The sequence below is a fragment of the Nocardioides sp. Soil774 genome, from assembly GCF_001428125.1.
Taxonomy (GTDB): domain Bacteria; phylum Actinomycetota; class Actinomycetes; order Propionibacteriales; family Nocardioidaceae; genus Nocardioides.
Genome location: NZ_LMSM01000001.1, coordinates 386,743 through 409,265, shown reverse-complemented (window position 1 = coordinate 409,265; position 22,523 = coordinate 386,743). Strand labels below are relative to the sequence as shown.

Below are 22,523 nucleotides of genomic sequence, written 5' to 3'. Positions count from 1 at the left end.
CGGAAGTGGCGAAACCAGCGGTGGGTGCGCGCTCTTCACGGTAGAACCACTCCTGCTGGTCGCCCATCCCTCGGACTGGGTAACTCCCCGAGCCGGGGATTCGCGCCGTCCAATCTGCCGCCACCAGGGCCGGGAGAAGTGTCCATCCTCGGGTACCATCGACGCGAGCCGCAGGTTCGTGCCCGGCCAGAGACTCTTCTCGCCCCGCTCCGCTCGTCCAGGCCAGAAGAGGTTGTGCATGACTCCACTGCTAGTCGCCATGGCGACCGTCCTGGTGTTGGCGGGAGGTCCTGCGCCCGCTCCGGCCGCCACGACCAAGCACCACTTCATCACCAACCGCGACGGTTCGAGCGCACCTCAACGCCTCGGGTTCAACGTCTTCGACACCGGGTCCAGCACGGCCGAGATCCGGCGCATCCCCGCGGGGGTCGATGCCCTCGTCTGGCTGGGCGAGAAGTGTCCGACGCCGCTGGACGCGGCCTTCCGACGCACGGTGGACCGCCTCGCCGGCCGTCGGGACGTCTTCGGGTACTACCTCTCCGACGAGCCCCACCTCGCGGACTGTCCGGGAGGTCCGCAAGCCCTCGCCAGCCGCGCCCGCTACATCCGGGAAGCCAGCAGCGATCGGCAGCTCTCGTTCATCGTGCTCTCCGATCGCGAGGACTACCGAGCGTTCCGTCCGGCAGTCACGGGAGTGAGCATGGTGGGCCTCGACCCCTACCCCTGCTCCGTGGCACACCCCCGCTGCGACCTGGCGAAGATCGACCAGGCCGTCGGCGCTGCGCGCCGGCGCGGCATTCCAGCCCACAAGATCGTGCCCGTCTACCAAGCGTTCGGCCAGTCCCGCACCGACTCCCGCTACTACCAGCTGCCCAGCCCGCGTCAGCTGCAGCGCATGCTGCGTCGGTGGGCCACGCTGGTGCCCGATCCCCCGATGGACTACACCTACGGGTGGGGGCACCAGGGCTCGGCGAACCCGACCCTCGTGGACTCCCCGCGCCTGCAGGAAGTTCTCGCCCGGTTCTTCGCAGGCTGACGTCACCCCTCTTGGGGAAACCAGGACGCCCACGTCCCCCGGGCTCTGCCAGCACATCATGGTGAACACCATGAGCAGCGCGACCGTCACCGCCCTGGGCCATGCCGGCCTGCGCATCGACTCGCCGGGGGTGAGGCTGCTGGCCGACCCCTGGGTCTCGCCGTCGGGCGCCTTCCTCGGCTCGTGGTTCCCCTTCCCCGACAACTCCCACCTCCTCACCCCGGAGCTCTCCGACGTGGACACCGTGGTCGTGTCCCACGAGCACCTGGACCACCTGGACCTGGCGTTCCTGGCCGGACTGCCCGCCGACGTGACGATCGTCGTTCCCCGCTACCCGTCGACGATCATCCAGCGCCGGCTCCGCGAGGCGGGGAGGAGGCGTGTGGTGGTCCTGGATCCGTGGGTTCGGCACCCCCTGGGGGACTCCGGCAGGGACTGGTTGACCGTGATCCCCGAGCAGTGCCCGATGAGCCATGACGCAGCCGTCCTGATCTACGTGGACGGCCGTGCCGTGATGCACACCAACGACGCCCGGGTCTCGCTGGCCCAGGTCCGGAGGGCTGTCGCGGAGGCGGGACGTCCGATGGACCTGATGGGTGTGCAGATGTCCGGAGCGAGCTGGCACCCTGTCTGCTACGAGTACGACCGGGAGGAGCTCGACCGGATCAGCACCTTGAAGCGGGTGGGCAAGTTCAAGGCCGTCACGCGTCTCCTGCGCGCCGCCCAGCCGCGGATGGCGGTGCCGTACGCCGGTCCCCCGTGCTTCCTCGACCCGGAGCTGTTCGAGCACAACGGCCGGCTCCACGGACCGGGGATCTTCCCCGACCAGGCCGAGGCGCTGAGGTGGCTGCGCGAGCGGTTGCCGGCCCAGACGGCGGACTACCTGCTTCCCGGCGACCGGGTCGTGCTCGAGGACCTGTCGATCGTTCGGGACGCGCACTGGCGGGGGTTCTCCCTCGACGGCTCGACCGAGGACCGGCGCCACTACCTCGAGGCGTACTCCGCCCGTCGACGGCAGCACGTCGGCAAGATCTGGGACGACAACCCCGAACCGGGCGCCGACTCGCGCCTCGCAGAGCGGTTCAAGCAGCACTTCGAGTCGCTCGCCACGTTGTCGGAATACTTCCTCGCCCGGATCGGGCTGGTCCTGCGCTTCGAGGTGCTCGGTCCCGCCGGCGGGACCTGGGATGCCCACATCGGCCCCCACACCATCGAGGTGGACCTCGACGGTGGCGACGTGTCTGCGAACTACCACATCACCGTGGATGCCCGCTGGCTCGAGGGCGTCGTGACGGGCAGGACTCGCTGGGAGGAGCTCCTGCTGTCGCTGAGGTTCAGCGCTCGTCGCGAGCCTGACCACTACAACGACTACCTGGTCGGCCTGCTCAAGCATGCCGACCTTGCCGCGCTCCGAGCCGTGGAAGCCTTCGAGGCAGCCCGTGACCCGCAGGAGACCTTCAGCATCGAGGTCGAGGGCACGGGACTCCAGGTCAGCAGGTACTGCCCCCACGCCGGCGAGGACCTCGCCGAGACGGGCGTGATCGACGGCGGCGTCCTGCGCTGCCTCGGCCACAACTTCGAGTTCGACCTCGCGACCGGTGCCTGCGTCAATGCTCGTTGCGACCCGATCGAGGTCCACCCGCACGCCGCGCGCGCCGACGCTCAGGTGCCCGAGCCCGCCTGTCCCTGAGCGGTGGCCCCGGGAGCGTCCACGGATCGTTGCAGATCAGCGAGGCCCGTCACGAAGAGGCCCGTGAGGGCCAGGTATCGCAGGGTGCGAGCCAGCGTCGGGTCGGCCAGGTAGTCGAGGTCGGCCTGACTGCGCAGCGGCACCAGCACCGAGAGGTACCACGCGTCGGTGTCGGTCCAGCCGGGCGGCGGGACGGCTGATGCCTCGCGGTAGAACAGCTGCGCCGGTCCGGTCAGGCCAGGACGTGCCAGCAGCACGGTCCGGAACGGCTGCACGTATCGAGAAGCGAGCTCCTGGCTCTCGGGGCGTGGCCCCACCAGGGTCATCTGGCCGCGCAGCACCTGCCACAGCTGCGGCAGCTCGTCGATCGACAGACGCCGCAGCCAGGTGCCCACCCGCGTGATCCTGGGGTCGTCGGTGGCGGTCACCGCGGGCCCACGCTCGGACGAGCGCATCGTCCGGAGCTTGTACACCGTGAACGGCCGGGCTCCCTCGCCGAGCCGGATCTGCCTGAAGATGACCGGGCCTCCGTCCTCGAGGAGGATCAGCAGCGCGGCCAGTGCCAGGACCGGCAGGCTCAGCACCAGCATCGCGCTGGCGACGAGCAGGTCGAGGACCCGCCGCGCGGTGGAGACGCGCACCACGATGTCGGGGGACGCGGCCTCGCGCGGCGCGACGTCGCGGCGCCTGGTCATCGAGCGTGTCGTCGGCAGGCGGTGCGCTGGTGCAGTCATGGTCCCTCCACGTCCTCGGTCCTCATCAGCCGGTGCCCGCCGCCACGAATACCGCGTCGAACACCGTGCTGGCCAGGTCGACCTCGCCCTCGAGGGCCGTGGCGTCGGTCGGCATCGCGCTGGGTGTCATGTGGGTGATCAGGCCGACCGTCGCCGCGCGGTCCCGGAGCAAGTCCCACAGCGGGTTCGGACGCAGCCGCTCGTCGAGCAGGCTGACGGTGGCGCCGTCGTAAGGCTGTCTCCACGTCCAGATGTCGACGGCCCCGGCACCGCCCGCTACCGGTGTGTCGACGTACGTCGCCACGTCGGCGGCGGCGTCGTCCGGGGACCCTCGGTAGCCGCCGCGATCAGCGAGCGCCTTGCGCGACTGCAGGACGGTGTCGTCCTCCCACCCCAGGGCCTCGACATGGGCCCACGCCGCCTGCTGCGCCTCCGTCGGCGTGAGGTCCCGGCTCCGGTACGCGCCGGGATCCAACAACCCGGTGCTCAGGTCCAGGCGGTCGATGGTGCCTGACCGGAGGTAGCCGGACACGGCGACCATGGTGGCTGCCGGGTACTGCGCCCGCGCCTCGGCCGCGCACGCCCGCCCCGACTCACCCTGCCAGGGGAGGCAGCCCAGGTCAGGCACCACCACGTCCACCAGGAGCTCCTTGCCTGGAGCCACCCGGTGCAGCGCGGCGTCGGCCGCCTGCAGGAACCGGCGGACCTGCGCGCTCGTCTCGAGCCCGTCGCCGTAACCCAGCTCGTCGGCGACCTTGAACCCCGCGACCCCCTCCACGCGAGCGAGGACGGCCAGTCGGTCCACCGTCTCGGCGAAGGCCTTCGGGCCCTCGAGCCAGCTCCGGACGAGGTCGGCCTCGAACCACACCTCGACCCCGCGCGAGTGGAGCAGCCGCGCCAGGTCGACGTACGGGTCGCCGGACGGGGGCGCCGACGCGGGGTGCGGGTCGCGCGACCGGGTGTCGGTCGGCGTCGCCGCAACGGTGGGCTCCCGGGTCGCTCCGTCCCCCGCGGACGGGGAGGAGGACGAGGAGGAGGCCAGCGTCGAGCAACCCGACAGCATGCAGGCCAGGACCAGGACGTGGACCACGCGGCTCACGGCGAGGCCCCCACTGCGGCACGGGGGGCGTCGTCGGCGTGGACGTCGCGGCGCGCACGGCGCGAGGTCAGCCGCAGCAGCAGGAGCACCAGGATCGCGTCGACGAGCAGGTAGGAAGCCGTGGACGCGACAGCGGCGCCCATGGCCTGGAACCTCGGGATGAGGACGAGGTCGAGACCGACGGTCGTCACCAGCCCGAAGGCCATCGCCACGGAGTTGAGGCCGGGACGGCCGCGGCCGTAGAGGTATCCGCTGGCGACGCCTGCCGTGCCTGCGAGCAGCATCCCGGCGAGCAGGACCCTGGCCGGCGCCACGGCGGAGTCGAACTCCGTGCCGTACAGCAGCCGCGTGACGGGTCCGGCGACCAGCCACAGGGGAACCGCGGCCAGCCCGATGGTCGCGAGCGTCGGGGCCACCAGGCGGCGAGCGATCCTGGCGGCCGTCTCCTCGTCGGTGGCGGCGAGCCTGGGGTAGCAGACCCACGTGAGGGCGGTCCCGGGCATGCGGAGCAGCTCGGCGTACTTGGAGGCGACAGCGTAGATGCCGAGCACGGCCGGCCCCGCCACCGCGCCGAGGATGACGAAGTCGACCCGTAGGTTCAGCAGGGTGATGATGCCCCCGACCTGGCCCCGCAAGCCGTACACCACCAGCTGACCCACCAACTGCCGGTCCGGCCCCGCCCTCCGACGGGCCGAACGCGCGGCGCGAAGCCGCCGCCATCCGAGCCGGTGGGCGACGCGGCGCCAGGCCTCGACGGCGACGACCACGTCGGCCAGGAGCAGGCCGACGATGATGGCGGTCGTGCCCTGCACCCCCAGCAGCAGCGGTAGGAGGTAGCAGGGCAGGAAGGCGATCTCCTCGGCGGCGATCACGATGTCGCCGCCACGCCGGTCCTGCAGCCCCTGCAAGGACGTCTTGCCCACGGTGAGCACCAGCTGCGTGGCGACAGTGAGCCCCGCCGCGGCCACCACGAGCAACGAGTCGTGCGGGAACAAGGCGTGCTTGAGGAGCGGACTGATCAGCACCCAGGCGAGGGTGCCGAGCGCAGCACCGGCCGCCAGCACCACGAACACGCTGGGCCACAACGCGGTGCGGTGCCGACGCGGTTCGGCCAGGAAGAACGCCATGGCGCCGGGGAGACCGGCGACGGCCATCACGCCGACGAGACCGGGCAGCATGCGGAGCAGGGCGTATGCCCCCACGTCGTCAGGCCCTCCGACACGGGCGACGACGACCGTCGCGAGGGTGAGTCCGACGATGGCGATGCCCCGGGCGGAGGTGTTTCTCACGACACTGCCCGCGAGGTCCCCCTTGAGGACAGAGCGCGCGCGTGTCACCAGACCTGTCGTCCGCGCGGTCATGGCACGTCCTCCCCGCCCGCCCGGTGCTGGTCCTGCAGCGCGAGCACCAGCGCCGCCACGATGCCCAGCCAGGTCCACATGTGCCGGAAGTGCAGCACCTCGTAGAACGTGGCCGCCGTGGCCATCACCGGAGCCAGGACCGCCAGCAGCCACGCGCGTGGCACCGCGTCCGAGTACGGCGCTGGCACCGTCCCGATGACCAGTCGCACGCAACGGACACCTATGGCGGCCACGAGCGCGATCAGGCCGATCGCCCCGATCACCCCTCGCTCGAGGAGAGTCGCGAGGTAGTCGTTGTGGGCCTCCTTCGTGTAGGGAGCCTGGGTCGCTTCGAGCGTGGCCTTGACACGGGCCGGACCGACACCCGTGGCGTTGCCGTCGAGGAAGAGCTGCGTTCCCTCGGACAGGATCGTGGCCCGCTGGCTCGTCGACCCCGCGCTCCGGCCGAAGGAGTCGCGCAGGAGCGGGATGCTGCCTGCAGCTTGCTCCCGGAGCGACTGCATGTCCACGCGAGGCATGACCACGAGGACCAGGACCGCTGCGAACAGCGCAGTGACCATCAGGACGAGAGCTCCAGCGAGCGCGCCACGCCGACGAAGCTGGCTGAGCGCGAGGCAGAGCACGACCGCGATCAGCAGCGTGAACATCGCTCCGTTGGAGCCGGTGAACACGATGGCGAGGAGGACCAGCGCGTATCCGGTGTGACGCACCCCTGCAGACCGCGGACGTCGGCAGGCAGCCATCAGGACCAGCGAGACGACCAGGTAGTTGGCGGCCAGGTTCGGGTCGCCCAGGGTGTAGGAGGCTCGAACCCCGTCACGCGCCGAGACGCCGGTCAGCGCGTCGAGACCGATCAGGTAGGCGACGACCATCACCCCGGCGAACACCGGGGCGGTCCGGCACCACGCGTGGGTGGCCGCGGTGATGATCGCGACGTTGTGCCGTCCCAGCGCGAGGGTGGCCGCCCAGAGGAACAGGACGGCGTCCTGGACCAGGACGAGCGCCACCGAGGGTGGCGCAGAGGCCGTCAGGGCCGCCAGCCCACCACCGAGCACGAGGAGGAGGGTGCCCAGGATGTAGGGGAACTTGAGCTGGAACCGCTCCCGGGTCGCCCACATGAGGGCCACGACCACGGATGCGGCCATGCCGACGTCGGCCAGTGCCGTGTTCCCGGGTCCCGCCGGGGTCAGGATCGGCAGGAGGCACACCGTTCCTCCCACCAGGGCGGGCAGCACGTCCTGCGCCTGCCGCGCCGGACGGCCACCGGGGCCGAGAGCCGCCGGCCGCGCAACCGTCTCGTGCAGGGGGGAGGTCATGTCGCTCACCGGCGCCGACGCGGCCGGAGGGCGAGCCCGGAGAGCAGCTCGAGGTGCCGTTCTCCGAAGCCGTCGTCGTTCGCCGACGCGGCCACCTCGGCGACACCGACCAACGCGACGTCGTACCACAGCGAACGGGGCAGCCGGAGGGCGGTGAGCCCGTCGGCGAGGAAGGACCGGACGGCGCCGGAGAACCATCCGTCGCCCTCGAGCGCGTAGGTCACGCCGGGGGCTGCACCGTCACGCCGCAACCCGCGATGCCCGAGGACCCTGGCGCCGGGGCGCGTGTGGCGGTCGAGGTACAGGCTGTAGCTGATGGCGAACCGAGCCAGGTCGCGCAGCGGGCACCCCACCGTCGATCCGGCCTCCCAGTCGACGACTCCGGTCACCGTGCCGTGGTCGACGAGGACGTTGCCGAACCAGAAGTCGCCGTGCACGGCGGTCTGGGTGCAGTGCAGGCCGGACATCCTCCCTTCGACCATCTCCAGCCGGCTGAGCGCCGCTTCCAGGGAGGGATGGCCGTCCCACCTCCCGCAGAGCCCGGCGGCCGTGTCCCGCGCCCAGGTGAGCGCGGCGTCGCCGCGTTGCGAGACGTCCCAGAGCTCTCGCAGCCAGCCCAGCGCGAGATCGAGGTCCGCACGGACGAGGCCGGGTCGTGCGGTGTGCAGCCCACGGTGGTACGCCACGCTCATCGGCGTGCCTGCCACGGCGGAGGACACGAGCACGGGTCGTCCCTGGACGTGCAGCGAACTCACGTACCTCGGCACGGTGCTGCTGATCCGGCCGAGTCCCAGACGTCTCAGGTCCACGAGCATCCGACCCTCGCGTTCGACGGCGAGCCCCGCCCGCGAGGTGGTCGGGATCTTCACGGCGACCCTCTCGGCTCCCGTGTTCGTGGTCGTGATGTAGGTGAGCTTGGCGTCGGGGTCCTTCGAGGCGGTCATCAGCACGCCGCACATGTCCGGCCGCGCGAGCAGGTCCTCGAGTCGGCGTCCGCCACGCGCGGCTGGATCTGGCCACGCGGTCATGAACGCCTCCCGATCACGACGCGCCCCGGGGCCAGCGCTCCCGTCCAACGCCACGGCAGCATCCGGGCCAGTCGCAGCACCACCGATGCGGGAACCAGGGCGAGCGTGAGGCCGGGCGGCACTGTGATCACGTCGCTCCAGAAGTGGGTGACAGCGGACTCCGTCTCGTCGAGCAGCACGACAGGACTGCGGGTGTGGGGCACGGCGATCAGCTCGCGCTCGATCGCCATGCCGGCTCGAGCCGCGAGCCGACGCAGGCGCCACCGGCTCAACGGCTCGTCGCAGACCAGCACCACGGTGGTGCCGGGGGCGACCCTCCGAATGTCTTCGACCCTCGGGTCGCGGATCTCGACAGCGTCCTCGTCGCACAGCGCCAGCCAGGGCGCCCCCGCCCACCGAGCCCGGGTGGCACGACCCCGGGGTCCCACCGCCCGCGCCGGCTCGCCTGTGAAGGGGCCCTCAGGCTGCTCCTGGGCGCCCGCCCGTCGCACGACGCGGACGGTCCTGGTCACTCGGTCGAGCTGACGGCGGTTCATCGGTCATCCCACCGCCGCGAGGAGGCTTGCGGCAAGGGCCTCGGAGTAGACCTCGTCGAGCACGTCTGAGAGCCGCTGTGCGTCGAAGGGCGCACCGGCGCGCACCTGGCCCTCCAACGCCAGCCGATCGGCCGTCGGCCGGTGGTCGAGGAGGTCGTCCAGTGCTCGCGCGAGCGCATGCGGGCGCCCCGCTGGCACCAGCACGCCACTCTCTCCGGGGACCACCAGGTCGGGGACCGAGTTGACGGCCGTGGCCACCACCGGGAGGCCGCAGCGCATGGCCTCGACCATGGCGCAGGGCAGTCCCTCGTAGCGACTCGCCATGGCGAAGACGTCGAACGCTGGCAGGAGCGCCGCCACGTCGTCCCGTTCGCCGACGAAAAGCATGCGCTCGCGCAGCCCCAGCTCGCCGACGAGTCGACGCATCCCGTCCACCTCGGGCCCCGAGCCGATCCACAGCCCGACCGCCTCGCGGTGCTGCATCGACTTGATGGCGGCGACGAAGTGCTCGGGGGCCTTCTGGTAGTCGACGCGGCCCACCGTGCCGACCACCGTGGCATCGGGCGACAACCCGAGCGCGACACGGGCGGCCGCGGTGGTCGTCGCGTCCTTCAGGACCGTACGGCCGTCCACGACGGGCGGCACGGTCCGCAGGGCTGACGGACGGGCCAGGCCCCGCCGCAAGGCCTCGGTCGCGACACCCGTGCCGATGGCCAGGACGACGTCCGTTATCCGGGCGAGCCGACGCTCGATGCCGACGTAGACAGCGTGATGGACCGCGTCCTGGAAGTCATGGAACGGGAAACCGTGATAGGTGTGCACGATCACCGGCACGCCCGCCCGGTGCGCTGCCAGCCGCCCGAGGGCACCGGCCTTGGCGCTGTGCGTGTGAACGACGTCGAACTGCTCGTCACGGCAGATCCGGACGAGCCTGCGCAGGGCGGTCGCGTCCTCCCGGGGATTGATGGGTGCCACCATGGACGGCTCGATGATCACCTTCATCCCCGCGAGCGCGGCCATCTCAGTCAGGCGCCCGCCCTCTCCCGTGACGATCGTGACGCGGTATCGGTCGGGATCGAGGTGCATGGCGCCCCGCAACGCCACTCCGCCCGCTCCTGCGATGAACCGGGTCACGACCTGGGCGACGTGGATACGCGTGTCCGTGGTCATCGGCCGACCCCTTCGCTGCCGAGCTGGAGGAGCTGGTCGGCGAGCAGGACGCGCAGCGGGGGTCCGGGGCGGGCGCCCAGGTCGAGGCGGAAGCACGGGAGGCGCTGCGTCAACGTCCCTGCGACCGCCTCGACCGGCGCGACCGCCGGGCCGCGTCGCGTGCCGAGCGACAGCATCGCTGCCAGCGACCAGAACCGACGCAGCTCCCCAGCGCCGAACGTGCCGGCGACGAGCGCGTGACGGGCCTCCTCCGGGGCGATCGGCCGGACCGTCGCCGACGGCGCCTGCCCGCGACTGACCACCACGACGACGTCAGGGCGCAGGGAGTCCACCCGTCCGTGCCATCGCTCTTCCCGGCGTCCGTGGGTGGTCCTCCTGCCGCCGGCGCCAGACGCCATTTCGGCCGGCAACCGGAGGGACTCCCTCACGCCGTGGACGGTCCACCCGTCGGAGGCGGCCAGGTTGTCGCACACGGCGCTGGCGCCCGCAGCGAGCTCTCGGGCGACGAGGCTCGACTTGCCCACCCCGCCGGGTCCGGCCATCAGGACGTTGATGCCGTCCACCTCGAGGAGCGAGACGTGGAGCGGCGCCATGCCCTTCACGACGGCCCACCACAGCACCGGGTAGTGGAGCAGCACCTGGGCCCGGAGGGCGTCGAACCGCGGACGGAGGAGCGAGGCGGCCGCAGACTCCGCGGGGGACGGCGCCCATCGCGTGCGGATCCGGAGACGGTCGTCGTCCACCGACCAGTGCTGGGTGAAACCCGACCCGCCGACACTCTCGACGACCGTGTCGCCGGCGTCGTCGGCCCACACTCCCCGAGTCACGGGGCTCATCTCGGCGGTGGAGAAGCCACGTCGGCCCGTCTCGACGTGCTCGACGATGTCGGGGAGGCCTGTCCTCGGGTGCGCCTCCGCGAACGTCGTTCCTGCCGCAGACGTCATGGCGGCCGCGAGCCTGCCCCGGGGGTCGCACACGACCAGCCGCTGCCCTGCGCTCTCCAGGAGGATGCCGTCGGTGCTCATTGCCGGTCCCCTCGGATGGGTCGTCGGGGGACCTCGACGATCCCGACGACGGGCCACCGCCGCGCCTGGCGGAGGTCGTCGAGGGAGTCCATCTCGCGCTGGAGGGCCGTGCCGTGGGTCACGACGACGACGCCCGCCGTGGGCTCCTCGCTGTCGGTGAGGCCGTGCACGTCCGTGAAGCGCACCTGGTGGGACAGCACGGGGGCCGACTGGGACGGCGGGCGCGGCGCAGGGCCCGCCTTGCCGGCCCGTCCGCCTCCGCCCTCCTGCTCCATGGTGGCGAGCTCGCGGCTGAGCGCCGCGGATGCGGACGAGTGGGAGAGCCGTCCCTTCGGCATCTCCTCGAGGAGCTCGCGCACGGCCTTGTCGTCCCGATCGTCCATCCCGACCAGGACGAGGGTCTCGACGCCCTGCCGCCGTGCGGCAACGGTCATCGCGGCGGAGAGCGGTGCGCTCCCGTCGGTCACCGTGCCCAGGACAGGAGCGTCGAGCGAACGGGCCAGCGCGCGAACGCCGGCGATACGCGGACGCAGTGTCTCCACCAGCACAGCCAGGCTGAGCCCCAGGACCAGCCCGAACAGCAGCGCGAGAGCGGCGCGTGGCACGAGTCCTGACGCCACGACGTCGACGTCGGGAGCGTCCGCGTCGATGAGGACGACGTCGTCGCGCTCGGCGTCCGCGAGCAGGAGGGAGAGACGCTGCTGGGAGAGCTGCTCGACGGTCTGCTGGTTCGACGCGAGCTCGATCCGGAGGAGCTCGCGCGCCTGTGGGCCGGTCGTCTCCTGCAGCTGTCCGGTGAGCGTGTCCCTGCGGAATCCGGCTGCCGTGAGCCGACGCTCGGTGTCGGTCAGCAGTGCGTCGTACCTGCTGCGGGTGGCCTGGTTCATGAACTCGGTCACCTGGGTGGCGAGTGCGCCGACGAGGTCAGCTGCGCTCGCCGATGTCGGCTGCCTCACGGCGAGCTGCACCACGGGCGACTCCCCCAGGCGCTCCGCGGTGACGTCCTCCGCGGCGATCTTCTCCGCATCCCCGTCCAGGCCCTCGGACTTGAGGGCCTGGCGGACCAGGCTCGGGGTGCTGGCCAGGGCCAGGACGCGGGAGCTGAGCGCCTCCGCCTCAGTGGTGGATGCCGGGGCGGACGAGGTGACCTGGAGCCGCACGCGAGCGACGTACTCCGTGGGCCGGGTGGCGTTCACGACGAGCGCGGCGCCCACGGGCAGCACGCAGCAGAGCAGGATCAGGACGACGTGTCCCCTGACGATGCGCCGGAAGATCTCCTCGATGGTCATCTGCTGCTCGTCCCTATCCGATCTTGATCTTCTTCGATGCGACGGCGAAGAGCCCAACGGTGTCGGTCACCCTCACTGTCACGGTGAATGTGCCCCTGCTCCGGTAGGTGCAGCTCGTCGTCGGCGCGGTCTGCTCGACGGTCACCTGGCCGTTGCCGCAGTCGAAGCGGTAGGTGGCGATCGGGCTCTTGTCGACGCCACTGCTGGACTTGGACGCGTCGGCGGTGACGGCCTTGCCGACCACGCCCTTGGCGGGCAGCGTGAGCGAGGCCGTGGGCGGGACGTCGGCCAGGATGGTGACGGTCGTGCGTGCCGATCCGATGCGACCGCCGGTGTCGCGGACCTCCACCGACGGTGTGTAGCTCTGCGCCTTCGTGTAGGTGCACGTGGTCCTCGAGGAGGTCTGCCACGCCGTGACCGTGCCGTTGCCGCAGTCGAACCGGTAGTCCGCTATCGGCGAGGTGTCCCCGGAGTCCCGCGAGCCGGAGGCGTCCAGCACGACGGCCTGAGGGGTGTAGGCCGAGCCCGGCGAGGCGGTGAGGGAGGCCACCGGCGCGAACTCGTTGGACGCTGACACGCCACCGCGCCAGGTGTCCGACAGGCCGGTGCCATCGGTGACGACGAGAGTGAGCGTGTAGCTCCCCGCGACCGTGTACGTGCAGGTTCCGACGGCCTGGTCCACCGAGGTGCCGTTCCCGCAGTCCCACCGCCAGGTGACGATCGGGGAGCCGAGCCCGCGGCTCGCGCTGGCGTCCACCGAGACGGCCAGAGGTGTGGCACCGCTCGTGGGGGACACCGTGCCGATGGCGACCGGGCCGGAGAACTCGTAGGCGCCGAGGTCACCGAACGGCTGCGTCCCGTTGCCCGTGTCGCGCACGGCCGGGTCGTCCACCACCGGCTTCCCGGCGAGGTCGACCGGGAGCCAGGCGGCGAACTCGGTGAATGCCGCGTCGACTCCGGGCGACGATCCCGTCAGGCGGAGGTCACGCCCCGCGAGGTCGAGGAACCTCGGGTCACCAGCCAGTCCGTCCTGCTCCTGCCCACTGGCCGCCTGGAAGCTCGTCAGCGTGGTGTGGGCCTGCGAGGCCCACTCGAAGAGGGGTCCGCCCGACGACTGGAACACGAGGTCACGGTTGAGGCTGGTTCCCGGCGCCGACGACTCGTCGACCCGGATCTCGCCGATCGTGCGGGTGCTGCCCACGGCGTTGTCGGCGGTCACGTTGTCGCGGACGAACGCGTCGCGCGACCCTCCTTCGAAGTTGATACCGGCCGTCTCGTTGCCGACCACGGTGTTCGAGACGACGACGGAGCCCGGTGCACCGGAGTTGTCGATGCCGTGGTCGCCGTTGTCGTAGCTGAGGTTCCGGCGGATCACGGTGCCGGTGGACCCCGTGTAGGCCTCGATCCCGGAGTCGTCGTTGCCGTAGGTCGTCGTCCGCTCGATGATCGTGTCCACGGAGGAGGAGCTGACATCGATCCCTGCGGCGACCCGCGCATCAGGGCGGTCGTTGCTGAACGACGTCACGTCGGCCACGCGCACGCCTCGGCTCCCCTGCACGCTCACGCCGTGGAACTGGTTGTGGTCGGTGGTGGCACTGCGCAGGACGCTGTCAGATGACTGGAAGAAGCGCACCCCCATGGACAGGTTCTTCCTGGATACCAGGTTGCTGAGCTGGACGCGCGTCGATCCGTCGGCCGTGACGCCGTGGGTCCCGGCTTCCTCCACGCGCAGGTTGCTCACGTCGACGTCGCGGACGGTATCGAGGAACAGGCCGGCGAGGTTCGTCTGGAGGATCGTGAACCCGTCGACGTCGATGTGGTCGACCGCCCGCAGCAGCATCCCGAAGTTGCGCGCACCTGCGGCCACTGCGTGGCCGAGGCCGGGATTGCCGCCGCCGATGTCGACGAACAGCAGGCCGGTCGCGCTGTCGTAGAACCAGCTACCGGCGGTGGTCGTCGTCGCGCTCGAGGCGCGCGCCAGCCGGGTGCCGTCCAGCCAGACCTGGGTGGGAGGGGCGGTCGGCAGGTACTGACGCTTCCACGCGGAGGTCGCCGTACCGGTCCAGGCGGCGGGGTCCGTGACGTCGTTCGAGCCCAGGATGACGGCGTTGCCGCTCGTCGCACGCACGGTCAGGGGCGCACCCGCCTCGCCGCTGTTCGGCACCCTGACTTGCTCTCGGTAGGTCCCGTCGCCGACCAGGATGGTGTCCCCGGCGAGCGCACGCGTCGTGGCCGCCGAGATCGTGCACAGTGGTGCCGCGGCCGTGCCGCTCGCAGCATCGCTGCACGTCGGGTCGGAGCCCGCGACCCGGTAGGTCTGCAAGGGACGGTCGGTCACCGACTCCAGCGCCGTGGCGACATCGTCGAGGCCGGCGTTGTCGGTCACGGTGACCGTGACGGTGAAGGTCCCGGCTCGCCCGTAGGAGTGCGCCGCCGTCGGCTCGGGCTGCGGGCCGACGACCGTGCCGTCGCCGAAGTCGAAGGTGTAGCCGGCGATGCCGGAGACGTCGCCGTCGGAGGAGCCGGTCGCGTCTGCCGTCACCGGCGTCGACGGCGGGCGGCTGACCGACGACGGGCTGAGGAAGAGTGCGGCGTGCGGCGCGTAGTTTCCGGCGCCTTGACCGGGCTGCATCTCCAGGGCGCCGCGGTCGGCGTACGACGGTGAGCCGACGCCGGTGTCCGGGACGATGGAGTCGTCCGCGAGGGCGTTCCCTGCGGCGTCCGTGGCGCTGAATCCGTTGGCGCCTGCATTCGCCGAGTCGACGGCGGGAGAGCCGGGTGTGGGCCTGAAGTCGCCGGCTGCGACGTCGACGAGGTCCGGGTCCAGTGCGAGCCCGTGCGCCTCGTTGCCCGTGGCTGACGCGAACAGGTTGAGCTTCTTGTACTGGGTTCCGCCGAACATCACCACCGCAGCGGCCGATCCCTTGTAGGCGATGCTGTAGTCGGAGGAGAAACCAACCGTGGACGCGGAGTCCACGAAGAGGTCGAAGTGCGGGACGTCACTCCCCCTGTCCACCCGGCCGTTGTCGACCATGATGTTGTTCGTCAGCGTCGCGCCGGTCGCCGAGCCCTCGACCGAGATGCCATCGTGCCGGTTGCCGTGGACGGTGTTGTTGACCAGACGCACCTGCGTGGAGCCGAGCGTGTCGAGCCCGTGGTCCCCGTTGCCGTAGGAGACGTTGCGCAGGAGGAGGGCGCGGTGGGAACCGTTGTAGACCTGGATGCCGGAGTCCTGGTTCCCATGGGTCACGTTGTTAGCCACGACGTTGTCCGTCGAGCTGGAGTTCACGTCGATCCCGGCAGCGGTCACGTCCGCCCGGAGCGAGGCGTTGTCGAACGTCTGGTTGCCCGAGATCACGTTGTTGCTCGACGTGGCCAGGGCGATCCCGTGGAGCTGGTTGCCGTGGCTGCGGGATGCCCGGACGGTGACGCCGGAGGACCCTGTCAGTCGGATGCCCACAGCGAGGGAGTCGGAGACGTCCACGTCGCGCACCATCACGCCGGAGCCGGGACTGGACTCGACGAGGACGCCGTTGGCGGCCGACCCCGTGGCCCTGACCTGCTCGACGGTCACCGCGGAGGAGGAGAGCAGGCGGACGCCTGCGAAGTTCTGGTCGCGGGTGAGGAGCCCGCTCACGACCACGTCGTGGCGGCCGCTCACGTGGACGCCGTAGGACTGTGCACCGGCTTCGACGGCGTGCCCGTCTCCCGGGTTCGCGCCGCCGATGTCCACGTAGAGCACCCGAGCCGTGGTGTCGTAGAACCAGCTCCCGGCCGTGGTGGTGCTGGCGGAGGCCGCCTGGCTGAGCCGCTGACCGTCCAGGAGGACCTGACGGGGGTTGGAGGGCGGTGCGTACGGCGTGCTCCACGCCGTGGTGCCCGTGGATGACCACAGTCCCGCTGTCCCGAGGGCACGGGTTCCCAGCACGACGACGCCCGGTCCGTCCCCCAGGATGCTGATGGGGGCGCCCGTCGTCCCGGAACCCGCCAGCGTGACCTGCTCGCGGTAGGTCCCCGGTCGGATCCGCACGGTGTCCCCGGGGACCAGGGCCTTCTTCGCGGCAGCCGAGATCGTGCAGAACGGGGCAGTCTCGAGTCCTGTTCCCGCGTCCGTGCACTGTGCCGAGGCGGCGTCGACCCAGTACGTCGTCCCAGCCGCCGACGCGGGGGCCGCGTTGAGGGCGAGCAGCACGGAGCTGACGAGCAGCAGGGCCAGGCCCAGCGAGGTGCGCGGGAGTGTCTTCATGTCGAGCTTCCTGAAGGGTGTTGGGCTGCTAATGCAGGACTGCGATGGGGCGCATGCGCGCGACTGGGCGCACGAGCCTGTTGCGGACCAGGACGTCCATGGCTGCGTTGACGCCGTTGTCGTCGTAGTGCGCCACGTCGGTGGGTTCGGCGTCGGAGTAGCGGAAGCGACGGGTCGAGTGACGGTCGGCGTGCTCGGCCGACAGCCCGCGGCCCACGAGGTCGGACACGACGCTCCCGGAGCCGTGGCAGGCTGAGTAGAGGCTGTCGGCCGCGTCGTCGCCTGCGACTCCGAGGTAGCTCGACGTTCGGTGCGTGCCGGGGACGAGGACCGCCTGACCCGTCTGCGCGAACGTCGTTCCCGGCGTCATCATGTCGGCCGAGAAGGCCCGGCAGGAATTGTGGCGGTGCACCACGCCCGTCGTGTCACCGACGGGCTCCTCGTAGATGCTGTTGTGTGGCGAGTCCACGACCAGCCGCCCGGTGGCCCCACCGAACGCCTCAGCCGCCAGCCGGCGCAGCGACGCGTAGGTGGAGGTCCGGAACGCGAAGCCGTAGTTCATGGCCGCCGCGTTGGCGAGCATGAGGCGCTGCCCTTCCGCGCTGTCGATCGGCACCGGCGTGCAGCCGTCTGCGAAGTAGAGGTTGAGCCGCTCACGCAGCTGCTGCATGGACCGCGCCGAGCGGAGGTGGAACCACGGCTTGAGGGCCGCGTTGACGGCCTTGATCTGGCGCGGGTAGTCCTTCCTGCGGAAGAACAGCCGGCCGAGCTCCCCGGCCAGGACGCCGCCACCGCCGTGGTACTGGATGGTCAGCTGCCCCTCTCGGACGCCGAGGAGTGCCGCGCGCTCCTCGTCGTACACCTCCTCCACGCGCTGCAGCTCGACGAAGTGGTTGGAGGGCCCGACGGTCCCGAACCTGAACCTGGCCAGCTGGATCGCGAAACCCGGCAGCTCCCGGGTCAGGCGGTCGATGCCGCCGTAGCGGTCCAGGTCCAGGCGTCCACCTTCCTCGACCCGCTCGAGGTCGTCCGGGGGTGCACCCCATCGCTCCACCGCGAACTCCGCGCCCTCGTCCGCGGCACGAACCACCTCGCGAGCGGTCAGCTCCTTCTGGCCGCGCGTCGGATAGGGGTAGCGCTCGCGGACGGAGCGCATGAACGTGTCCACGGCCCGGTCGTCCGGCACCTCCGACTCGAGGGCGATCAGCGCCATCCCGCAGTTCACCGAGGACCCGGTCAGGTCGGGACGCACCGAGCGATGGGTGGCCACGGTGACGCTCGAAGGCAGCTCCATCTTCGACTTGTGGTGGAAGTCAGGGAGGACGACCGGAGGCGCCGCGAGGTCGGCGCCTGCGACCAGCCGCTCCAGCTCCGTCAACGAGGCACGGTCTGCCGGCAGCAGGCTGGAGTCGTCGAACACCGTGGCAGAGGACGCGGTGCTGGCGAAGACGCGGACGTCTGGGGGCACGAATTCAGCGGTCATGTCTGGTTCCTGTCGGCAGTCGGGAGAGGTCGGCTCAGTAGTCGTCCGGGTAGGGAGCGGTCGAGACCAGCGGAGGGACGAGGCGCGGAGTGGGGTGGTACTCGGGCACCAGCCGGCGCAGGTGGTCCAGCACCTCGTCCGGCCGGTTGTGCGAGGCCGCCTCGTAGAGCTCGTGGAGCTGCGCGCGGAACCCGTGGAGCGGCATCAAGGCGTTCACCTTCGAGATCCTCGGGTGATCGGTGGGCAGCTCCTCCTCGCCGATCCCGAAGAGCTCCTCGTCCAGCTTCTCGCCCGGCCTGAGGCCGGTGAACCGGAACGTGACGTCCCGGACGTTGAGCAGGTCCGCGAAGTTCTGCACGAGGTCGACGATCCTGACCGGCTCGCCCATGTCGAGGATGTAGGTGGCGGAGTCATCCACCATCCGGGCCGCCTCGAGGACGAGGCCGACCGCCTCCTCGATCGTCATGAAGAAGCGGGTCACGTCGGGATGGGTCACGGTGACGTCCGACCCGGACGCGAGCTGCTCCCGGATCACGTGGAGGAGGGACCCGCGACTGCCCAGGACGTTGCCGAACCGGACGGCGCACAACTTGGTCGGGGTGGACTGGTAGCCCTCGAGCACCAGCTCCGCGAGCCGCTTGGTGGCGCCCAGGACGGAGGCAGGGTTGGCCGCCTTGTCGGTGGAGATCAGGACGAACCGCTCGACGCCGTGTGCGATGGCGGCCTCGACGAGGTTCTGGGTGCCCTTGACGTTCGACTTCACGCCCTCGCAGGGGTGACGTTCGAGCACGGGGAGGTGCTTGAGCGCTGCTGCGTGGAACACGACGTCGGGCTGGTGGTCGCGGAAGACCTGGCGGATCCGCTTGGTGTCCCGGATGTCCGCGACCACGATGCTGTCCGTGTCGAGGAGCGCCTCTCCCCAGAGGTCGAGCTGGAGCCGGTGGAGGTTCGACTCGTCGTGGTCGAGCATGATCAGCTCGGCCGGCTCGAAGCCCCGCACCTGGCGGCAGAGCTCGCTGCCGATCGATCCACCGGCACCCGTCACCAGGACCCGCTTGCCCGTGATGACCTCCGAGGCACCGCGGCTCACCACGTGCATCTCCTGGCGTCCGATGAGCGAGCCGACCTGCAGGCTCCGCATGTCGGTGCCGGCGATGTCACGCTGGAGAGCGGCCAAGAAGGGCGGAAGGTGCCTGACTGTCACCCCGTACGCCGCAGCACGCAGGCCGAGTCGCTGGATGTCGGCGTGCGACATCGAAGGAATGGCGACGACCACGGCATCCGCCTTGGTCTGGTCGAGCACGGTCTCGAGGTCGTCGAGGCGGCCGAGGACCGGTTGTCCCCGCAGGCACGTGCCCAACTTGCGTTCGTCGTCGTCGAGGAATCCGATGGGCGCGAGCCCGAAGGAGTCGACTCGTTGGAGGTCCCGGGCGAGCGCGAGTCCGGCGGACCCCGCGCCGATGATCAGGGCACGCAACGACGGATTCGCCCTGCGCTGCCTGGGTATCGACGTCGCGGAGGGCCGCTCCTGCGCGACCAGCGGCGTGATGGTCTGGAGTGGGGAGATGAGCTCGGTCATTGTGTCGATCCTGTCGTGGTGCTGCGGGTGAGACATGTGCTGATGGCGTCGCAGACGGCGTCGACCTGCTGGTCGCTGAGCTGCGGGTAGAGGGGGAGCGAGAGCACGCGGGAGAACATCCGGTCTGCTCCGGGGAGTCCGCCCGGCGAGATGTCGACCGAGGTGCTCAGCCAGCTCAGGTGATGGATGGGAATGAAGTGGACGGACGTGCCGATGCATCGGTCCGCAAGGGCGTCGGCGACCGCGTCACGGCCGGGTGTCGCGCCGGGGAGCAGCTGGATCGCGTACAGGTGCCAGGCGTGCTTGCTGCCCGGTGCACTCGGGCGGTGTGGGAGGACGACGCCCTCGAGCAACCCGAGCCGTTCGTCGTATCGGGAAGCCAGCTCCGAGCGCCGGCGCTGCCATCCGTCGAGGTACCTGAGCTGCGCGCGGCCCATCGCTGCCTGCAGGTCGGTCATGTTCGCCTTGAAGCCTTCCTGGGCGACGTCGTAGCGCCACCGCCCACCCGGCAGGTAGCGACGCCAGGCGTCAGACGACATGCCGTGCAGTCGAGCGCGTCGGATCCAGTCCGCACGCGCATCGTTGCTGGTGGTCACCATCCCCCCTTCCCCGAGCGGAAGGTTCTTGGTGGCGTAGAAGCTGAAGCAGACCGTCGTGCCCTGGCCCACCGCCAGGCCGCCGTGCTGGCTCCCGATGGCGTGCGCGGCGTCCTCGACCACGCTGTCGAGGGGAAGCCCCGCCGCCCGGGCGAGCATCGCCACGTCGGCCGGGTCGCCGGCCCAGTGCGTGACGACCATGGCTGCCGGGCCTCCGCACGAGCTGGCGGCATCCCGGGTGGTGGCCTCCGTCGGCATGCCGGTCAGGTGGTCCACGTCGACGAGCACAGGGCGCAGTCCGGCATGGAGGATGGCGTGCACAGCGCCACAGAACGTGTTGGCGGACGTCAACACCGGGGCACCCGGCGGCAGCCCCAGGGACCGGAGCGCCAGCTCGATCGCTGCCGTGCAGGACGAGACTGCGATCGCGTGCGAGGCATTCACGTGGGCTGCGAAGTCCGACTCGAAGGCCAGCACCTCCGGCCCCGTGGTCAACCAGCCCGACTGCAGCACCTTGGCGGCCGCCTCGCGGGCCTCGACGACGATCTCGCAGTGCGCGAACGGCACGGGTACGCCGTCGGTGCGAGTGATCACTGGGGGCGACACGATCGTCGTCATCGGGTACCTCTCTCTGCCACGCGCGCGGCCCCCGTCGGCCCACGTCACCTCTGGGTGGAGCCTGATGAGAAGGCACACCTGCACGCGCCGGGAGGCCCGACTTTCCCCATTAGTGGTGAGCAGAGGGAGCAGCCGACTCGACCGAGGGCACGAGCCACCGAGAGGCGTCCCGGAGCAACCGGCGTACCTCCCGGCGTCAGCGCCTCGGGCAGACGCGCGCGAGGCCCGTCCACGCCGTGGCCGACGCTCAGGAGTTGAAGCGCTGCTGGGTCTTCTCGAGGCCCTCGGTGATCAGCGACTCGACCGCGTCGGCGGCGTCGGAGACCTGGAACGGCAGCTCCTTGCGCTCGACCGTGGAGTAGTTGGACAGCACGAAGTCGGCGACGTCCTGGCGACCTGGCGGGCGCCCGATGCCGGCGCGCACGCGGTAGAAGTCGCCGGTGCCGAGCGAGGAGCGCATCGACTTGAGCCCGTTGTGGCCGTTGTCGCCGCCGCCGAGCTTGGTGCGCAGCGTGCCGAAGGCGATGTCGAGCTCGTCGTGGATCGCCACGACGTGGTCGGGCGCGACCTTGTAGAACGTCGCGAGCGCCTTCACCGAGCCGCCGCACTCGTTCATGTAGCCGCGGGGGCGGGCGAGCACGACCCGCGGGCCGCCGATCGACAGCCGGCCCTCGACGACGTCGGCGCGACCCGACTTGTGGGAACGGAACGGCGAGCCCATCCGCGAGGCCAGCTCGTCGGTGACCATGTAGCCGATGTTGTGGCGGTGCCCGGCGTAGGCCGGCCCGGGGTTGCCGAGGCCCACCACGAGCCACACGTCGGAGGCAGGGGCGGGGTCGCTCACGTCGTACATCCTTCCATCGGGTTCCATCGGTGACCGGGCACTTCGTGCCCGTCACGTGCATCGACCGGGCGGTTCGTGCCCGTGTGTGGGCACGAACCGCCCGGTCGGCGGTCAGGACGGGCACGAAGTACCCGCTCGGGTCACTCGGAGTCGGTGGCCTCGCCGGACTCCTGCGCGGCGTCCTCGGCCTGGGCCTCCTCCTGCGCCTCGGCGATCTCCTCGGTGGAGGGCTCGTGCTCGATGCCGGCCTCGGCCTCGGCCTCGGCCAGCTCGGCCTCGAGGGCCTCGGCGGAGATCTGCTCGGTCACGTTGACGATGAGGAGCTCCTCGTCGGCGAGCAGCGTCGTGCCCGACGGGAGGTTGAGGTCCTTGGCCAGGATCTGGGTGCCGGCGGGGGCGCCCTCCACGGAGACCTCGAAGGCCTCGGGGATGTGGGTGGCCTCGGCCTCGACGGAGACGACGGCGTTCTCGGTGACGACCAGCGTGTCGGGACCGGCCTCGCCCACGACGTGGATCGGGACGTCGACGGTGACCTTCTCGCCGCGGGTCACGGCGACGAAGTCGAGGTGCTCGATGACGCGGCGGATCGGGTCGACCTGCACGTCCTTGGTCAGCGCGAGCTGCTCCTTGCCGTCGATGTCGAGGGCGAGCAGCGCGTTGGCGCCACCGTGCTTGAGGGCCATCATCGTCTGGTGGCCGGGCAGGATCACGTGGACCGGGTCGTTGCCGTGGCCGTAGATGACGGCGGGGATCTTGTCCTCGCGACGGATGCGGCGCGCGGCACCCTTGCCGAACTCGGTGCGGGCCTCGGTGGTGATCTTCTCGGGGGCAGACATGGCGTTCTCCATCAGTCGGGTGGTCGGGCCCGGGAGG

At 70.9% G+C, this 22,523-nt stretch carries 17 protein-coding genes; 2 read left to right on the top strand and 15 right to left on the bottom strand.

Features of this window, described 5'->3' with window-relative positions; genetic code table 11:
* Positions 1–238 precede the first annotated feature (238 nt).
* Together ASG76_RS02000 and ASG76_RS01995 are read left to right on the top strand one after the other, a co-directional pair.
* On the top strand, positions 239–1,036 hold the full coding sequence (locus ASG76_RS02000; protein WP_157558890.1) for a hypothetical protein: 798 nt from the start codon (positions 239–241) through the stop codon (positions 1,034–1,036).
* Between the two features lie 70 nt (positions 1,037–1,106).
* A complete protein-coding gene (locus ASG76_RS01995) occupies positions 1,107–2,726 on the top strand; it encodes an MBL fold metallo-hydrolase (RefSeq protein WP_056599490.1) in 1,620 nt (539 codons plus the stop codon).
* Here the strand turns inward: ASG76_RS01995 and ASG76_RS01990 are convergent.
* The 15 genes from ASG76_RS01990 to ASG76_RS01920 all read right to left on the bottom strand — a co-directional run bounded on the left by ASG76_RS01990 (position 2,699) and on the right by ASG76_RS01920 (position 22,486).
* A complete protein-coding gene (locus tag ASG76_RS01990) occupies positions 2,699–3,421 on the bottom strand; it encodes a sugar transferase (protein WP_056599227.1) in 723 nt (240 codons plus the stop codon). The two genes, ASG76_RS01995 and ASG76_RS01990, sit on opposite strands and share 28 nt — an antisense overlap.
* Before the next feature lie 64 nt (positions 3,422–3,485).
* Entirely contained in the window at positions 3,486–4,559 is a 1,074-nt protein-coding gene (locus tag ASG76_RS01985) for a hypothetical protein (RefSeq protein ID WP_056599224.1), read from the bottom strand.
* Positions 4,556–5,848: a lipopolysaccharide biosynthesis protein gene (locus ASG76_RS01980; protein ID WP_162254065.1), complete on the bottom strand. Its 1,293-nt coding sequence runs from the start codon at positions 5,846–5,848 to the stop codon at positions 4,556–4,558. Before ASG76_RS01980 ends, ASG76_RS01985 begins: the two co-directional genes overlap by 4 nt.
* A gap of 68 nt (positions 5,849–5,916) precedes the next feature.
* The gene (locus ASG76_RS01975) at positions 5,917–7,236 is read right to left on the bottom strand and encodes an O-antigen ligase family protein (RefSeq protein WP_157558889.1); all 1,320 of its coding nucleotides are present in this window, start codon (positions 7,234–7,236) and stop codon (positions 5,917–5,919) included.
* A gap of 5 nt (positions 7,237–7,241) precedes the next feature.
* Complete coding sequence (locus ASG76_RS18935) at positions 7,242–8,264, bottom strand: phosphotransferase family protein (protein ID WP_157558888.1); 1,023 nt, start codon at positions 8,262–8,264, stop codon at positions 7,242–7,244.
* Positions 8,261–8,800 carry a hypothetical protein gene (locus tag ASG76_RS01965; RefSeq protein ID WP_056599210.1) on the bottom strand — a complete coding sequence of 180 codons (540 nt, stop codon included), beginning with the start codon at positions 8,798–8,800 and terminating at the stop codon, positions 8,261–8,263. The genes ASG76_RS18935 and ASG76_RS01965 overlap by 4 nt, the downstream gene beginning before the upstream one ends.
* Before the next feature lie 3 nt (positions 8,801–8,803).
* Positions 8,804–9,970, bottom strand: a complete 1,167-nt coding sequence (locus tag ASG76_RS01960; RefSeq protein WP_056599207.1) for a glycosyltransferase — start codon at positions 9,968–9,970, stop codon at positions 8,804–8,806.
* Positions 9,967–10,995 (bottom strand): hypothetical protein, encoded by a 1,029-nt coding sequence (locus tag ASG76_RS01955; RefSeq protein ID WP_056599204.1) that lies wholly within the window; start codon positions 10,993–10,995, stop codon positions 9,967–9,969. The genes ASG76_RS01960 and ASG76_RS01955 overlap by 4 nt, the downstream gene beginning before the upstream one ends.
* The gene (locus ASG76_RS01950) at positions 10,992–12,284 is read right to left on the bottom strand and encodes a hypothetical protein (RefSeq protein ID WP_056599202.1); all 1,293 of its coding nucleotides are present in this window, start codon (positions 12,282–12,284) and stop codon (positions 10,992–10,994) included. Before ASG76_RS01950 ends, ASG76_RS01955 begins: the two co-directional genes overlap by 4 nt.
* Before the next feature lie 13 nt (positions 12,285–12,297).
* Positions 12,298–16,530 (bottom strand): right-handed parallel beta-helix repeat-containing protein, encoded by a 4,233-nt coding sequence (locus ASG76_RS01945; RefSeq protein ID WP_056599198.1) that lies wholly within the window; start codon positions 16,528–16,530, stop codon positions 12,298–12,300.
* 28 nt (positions 16,531–16,558) lie between these two features.
* Positions 16,559–18,013, bottom strand: coding sequence for an RtcB family protein (locus tag ASG76_RS01940; protein WP_056599195.1), 1,455 nt, complete (start codon positions 18,011–18,013; stop codon positions 16,559–16,561).
* A gap of 34 nt (positions 18,014–18,047) precedes the next feature.
* Positions 18,048–19,592, bottom strand: coding sequence for a polysaccharide biosynthesis protein (locus ASG76_RS01935; RefSeq protein WP_082587172.1), 1,545 nt, complete (start codon positions 19,590–19,592; stop codon positions 18,048–18,050).
* Entirely contained in the window at positions 19,589–20,806 is a 1,218-nt protein-coding gene (locus tag ASG76_RS01930) for a DegT/DnrJ/EryC1/StrS family aminotransferase (protein ID WP_056599485.1), read from the bottom strand. The genes ASG76_RS01935 and ASG76_RS01930 overlap by 4 nt, the downstream gene beginning before the upstream one ends.
* 247 nt (positions 20,807–21,053) lie before the next feature.
* Positions 21,054–21,650 carry an aminoacyl-tRNA hydrolase gene (gene pth, locus ASG76_RS01925; RefSeq protein ID WP_235529369.1) on the bottom strand — a complete coding sequence of 199 codons (597 nt, stop codon included), beginning with the start codon at positions 21,648–21,650 and terminating at the stop codon, positions 21,054–21,056.
* A gap of 140 nt (positions 21,651–21,790) precedes the next feature.
* Positions 21,791–22,486: a 50S ribosomal protein L25/general stress protein Ctc gene (locus ASG76_RS01920; protein WP_056599482.1), complete on the bottom strand. Its 696-nt coding sequence runs from the start codon at positions 22,484–22,486 to the stop codon at positions 21,791–21,793.
* Between the last annotated feature and the right edge of the window lie 37 nt (positions 22,487–22,523).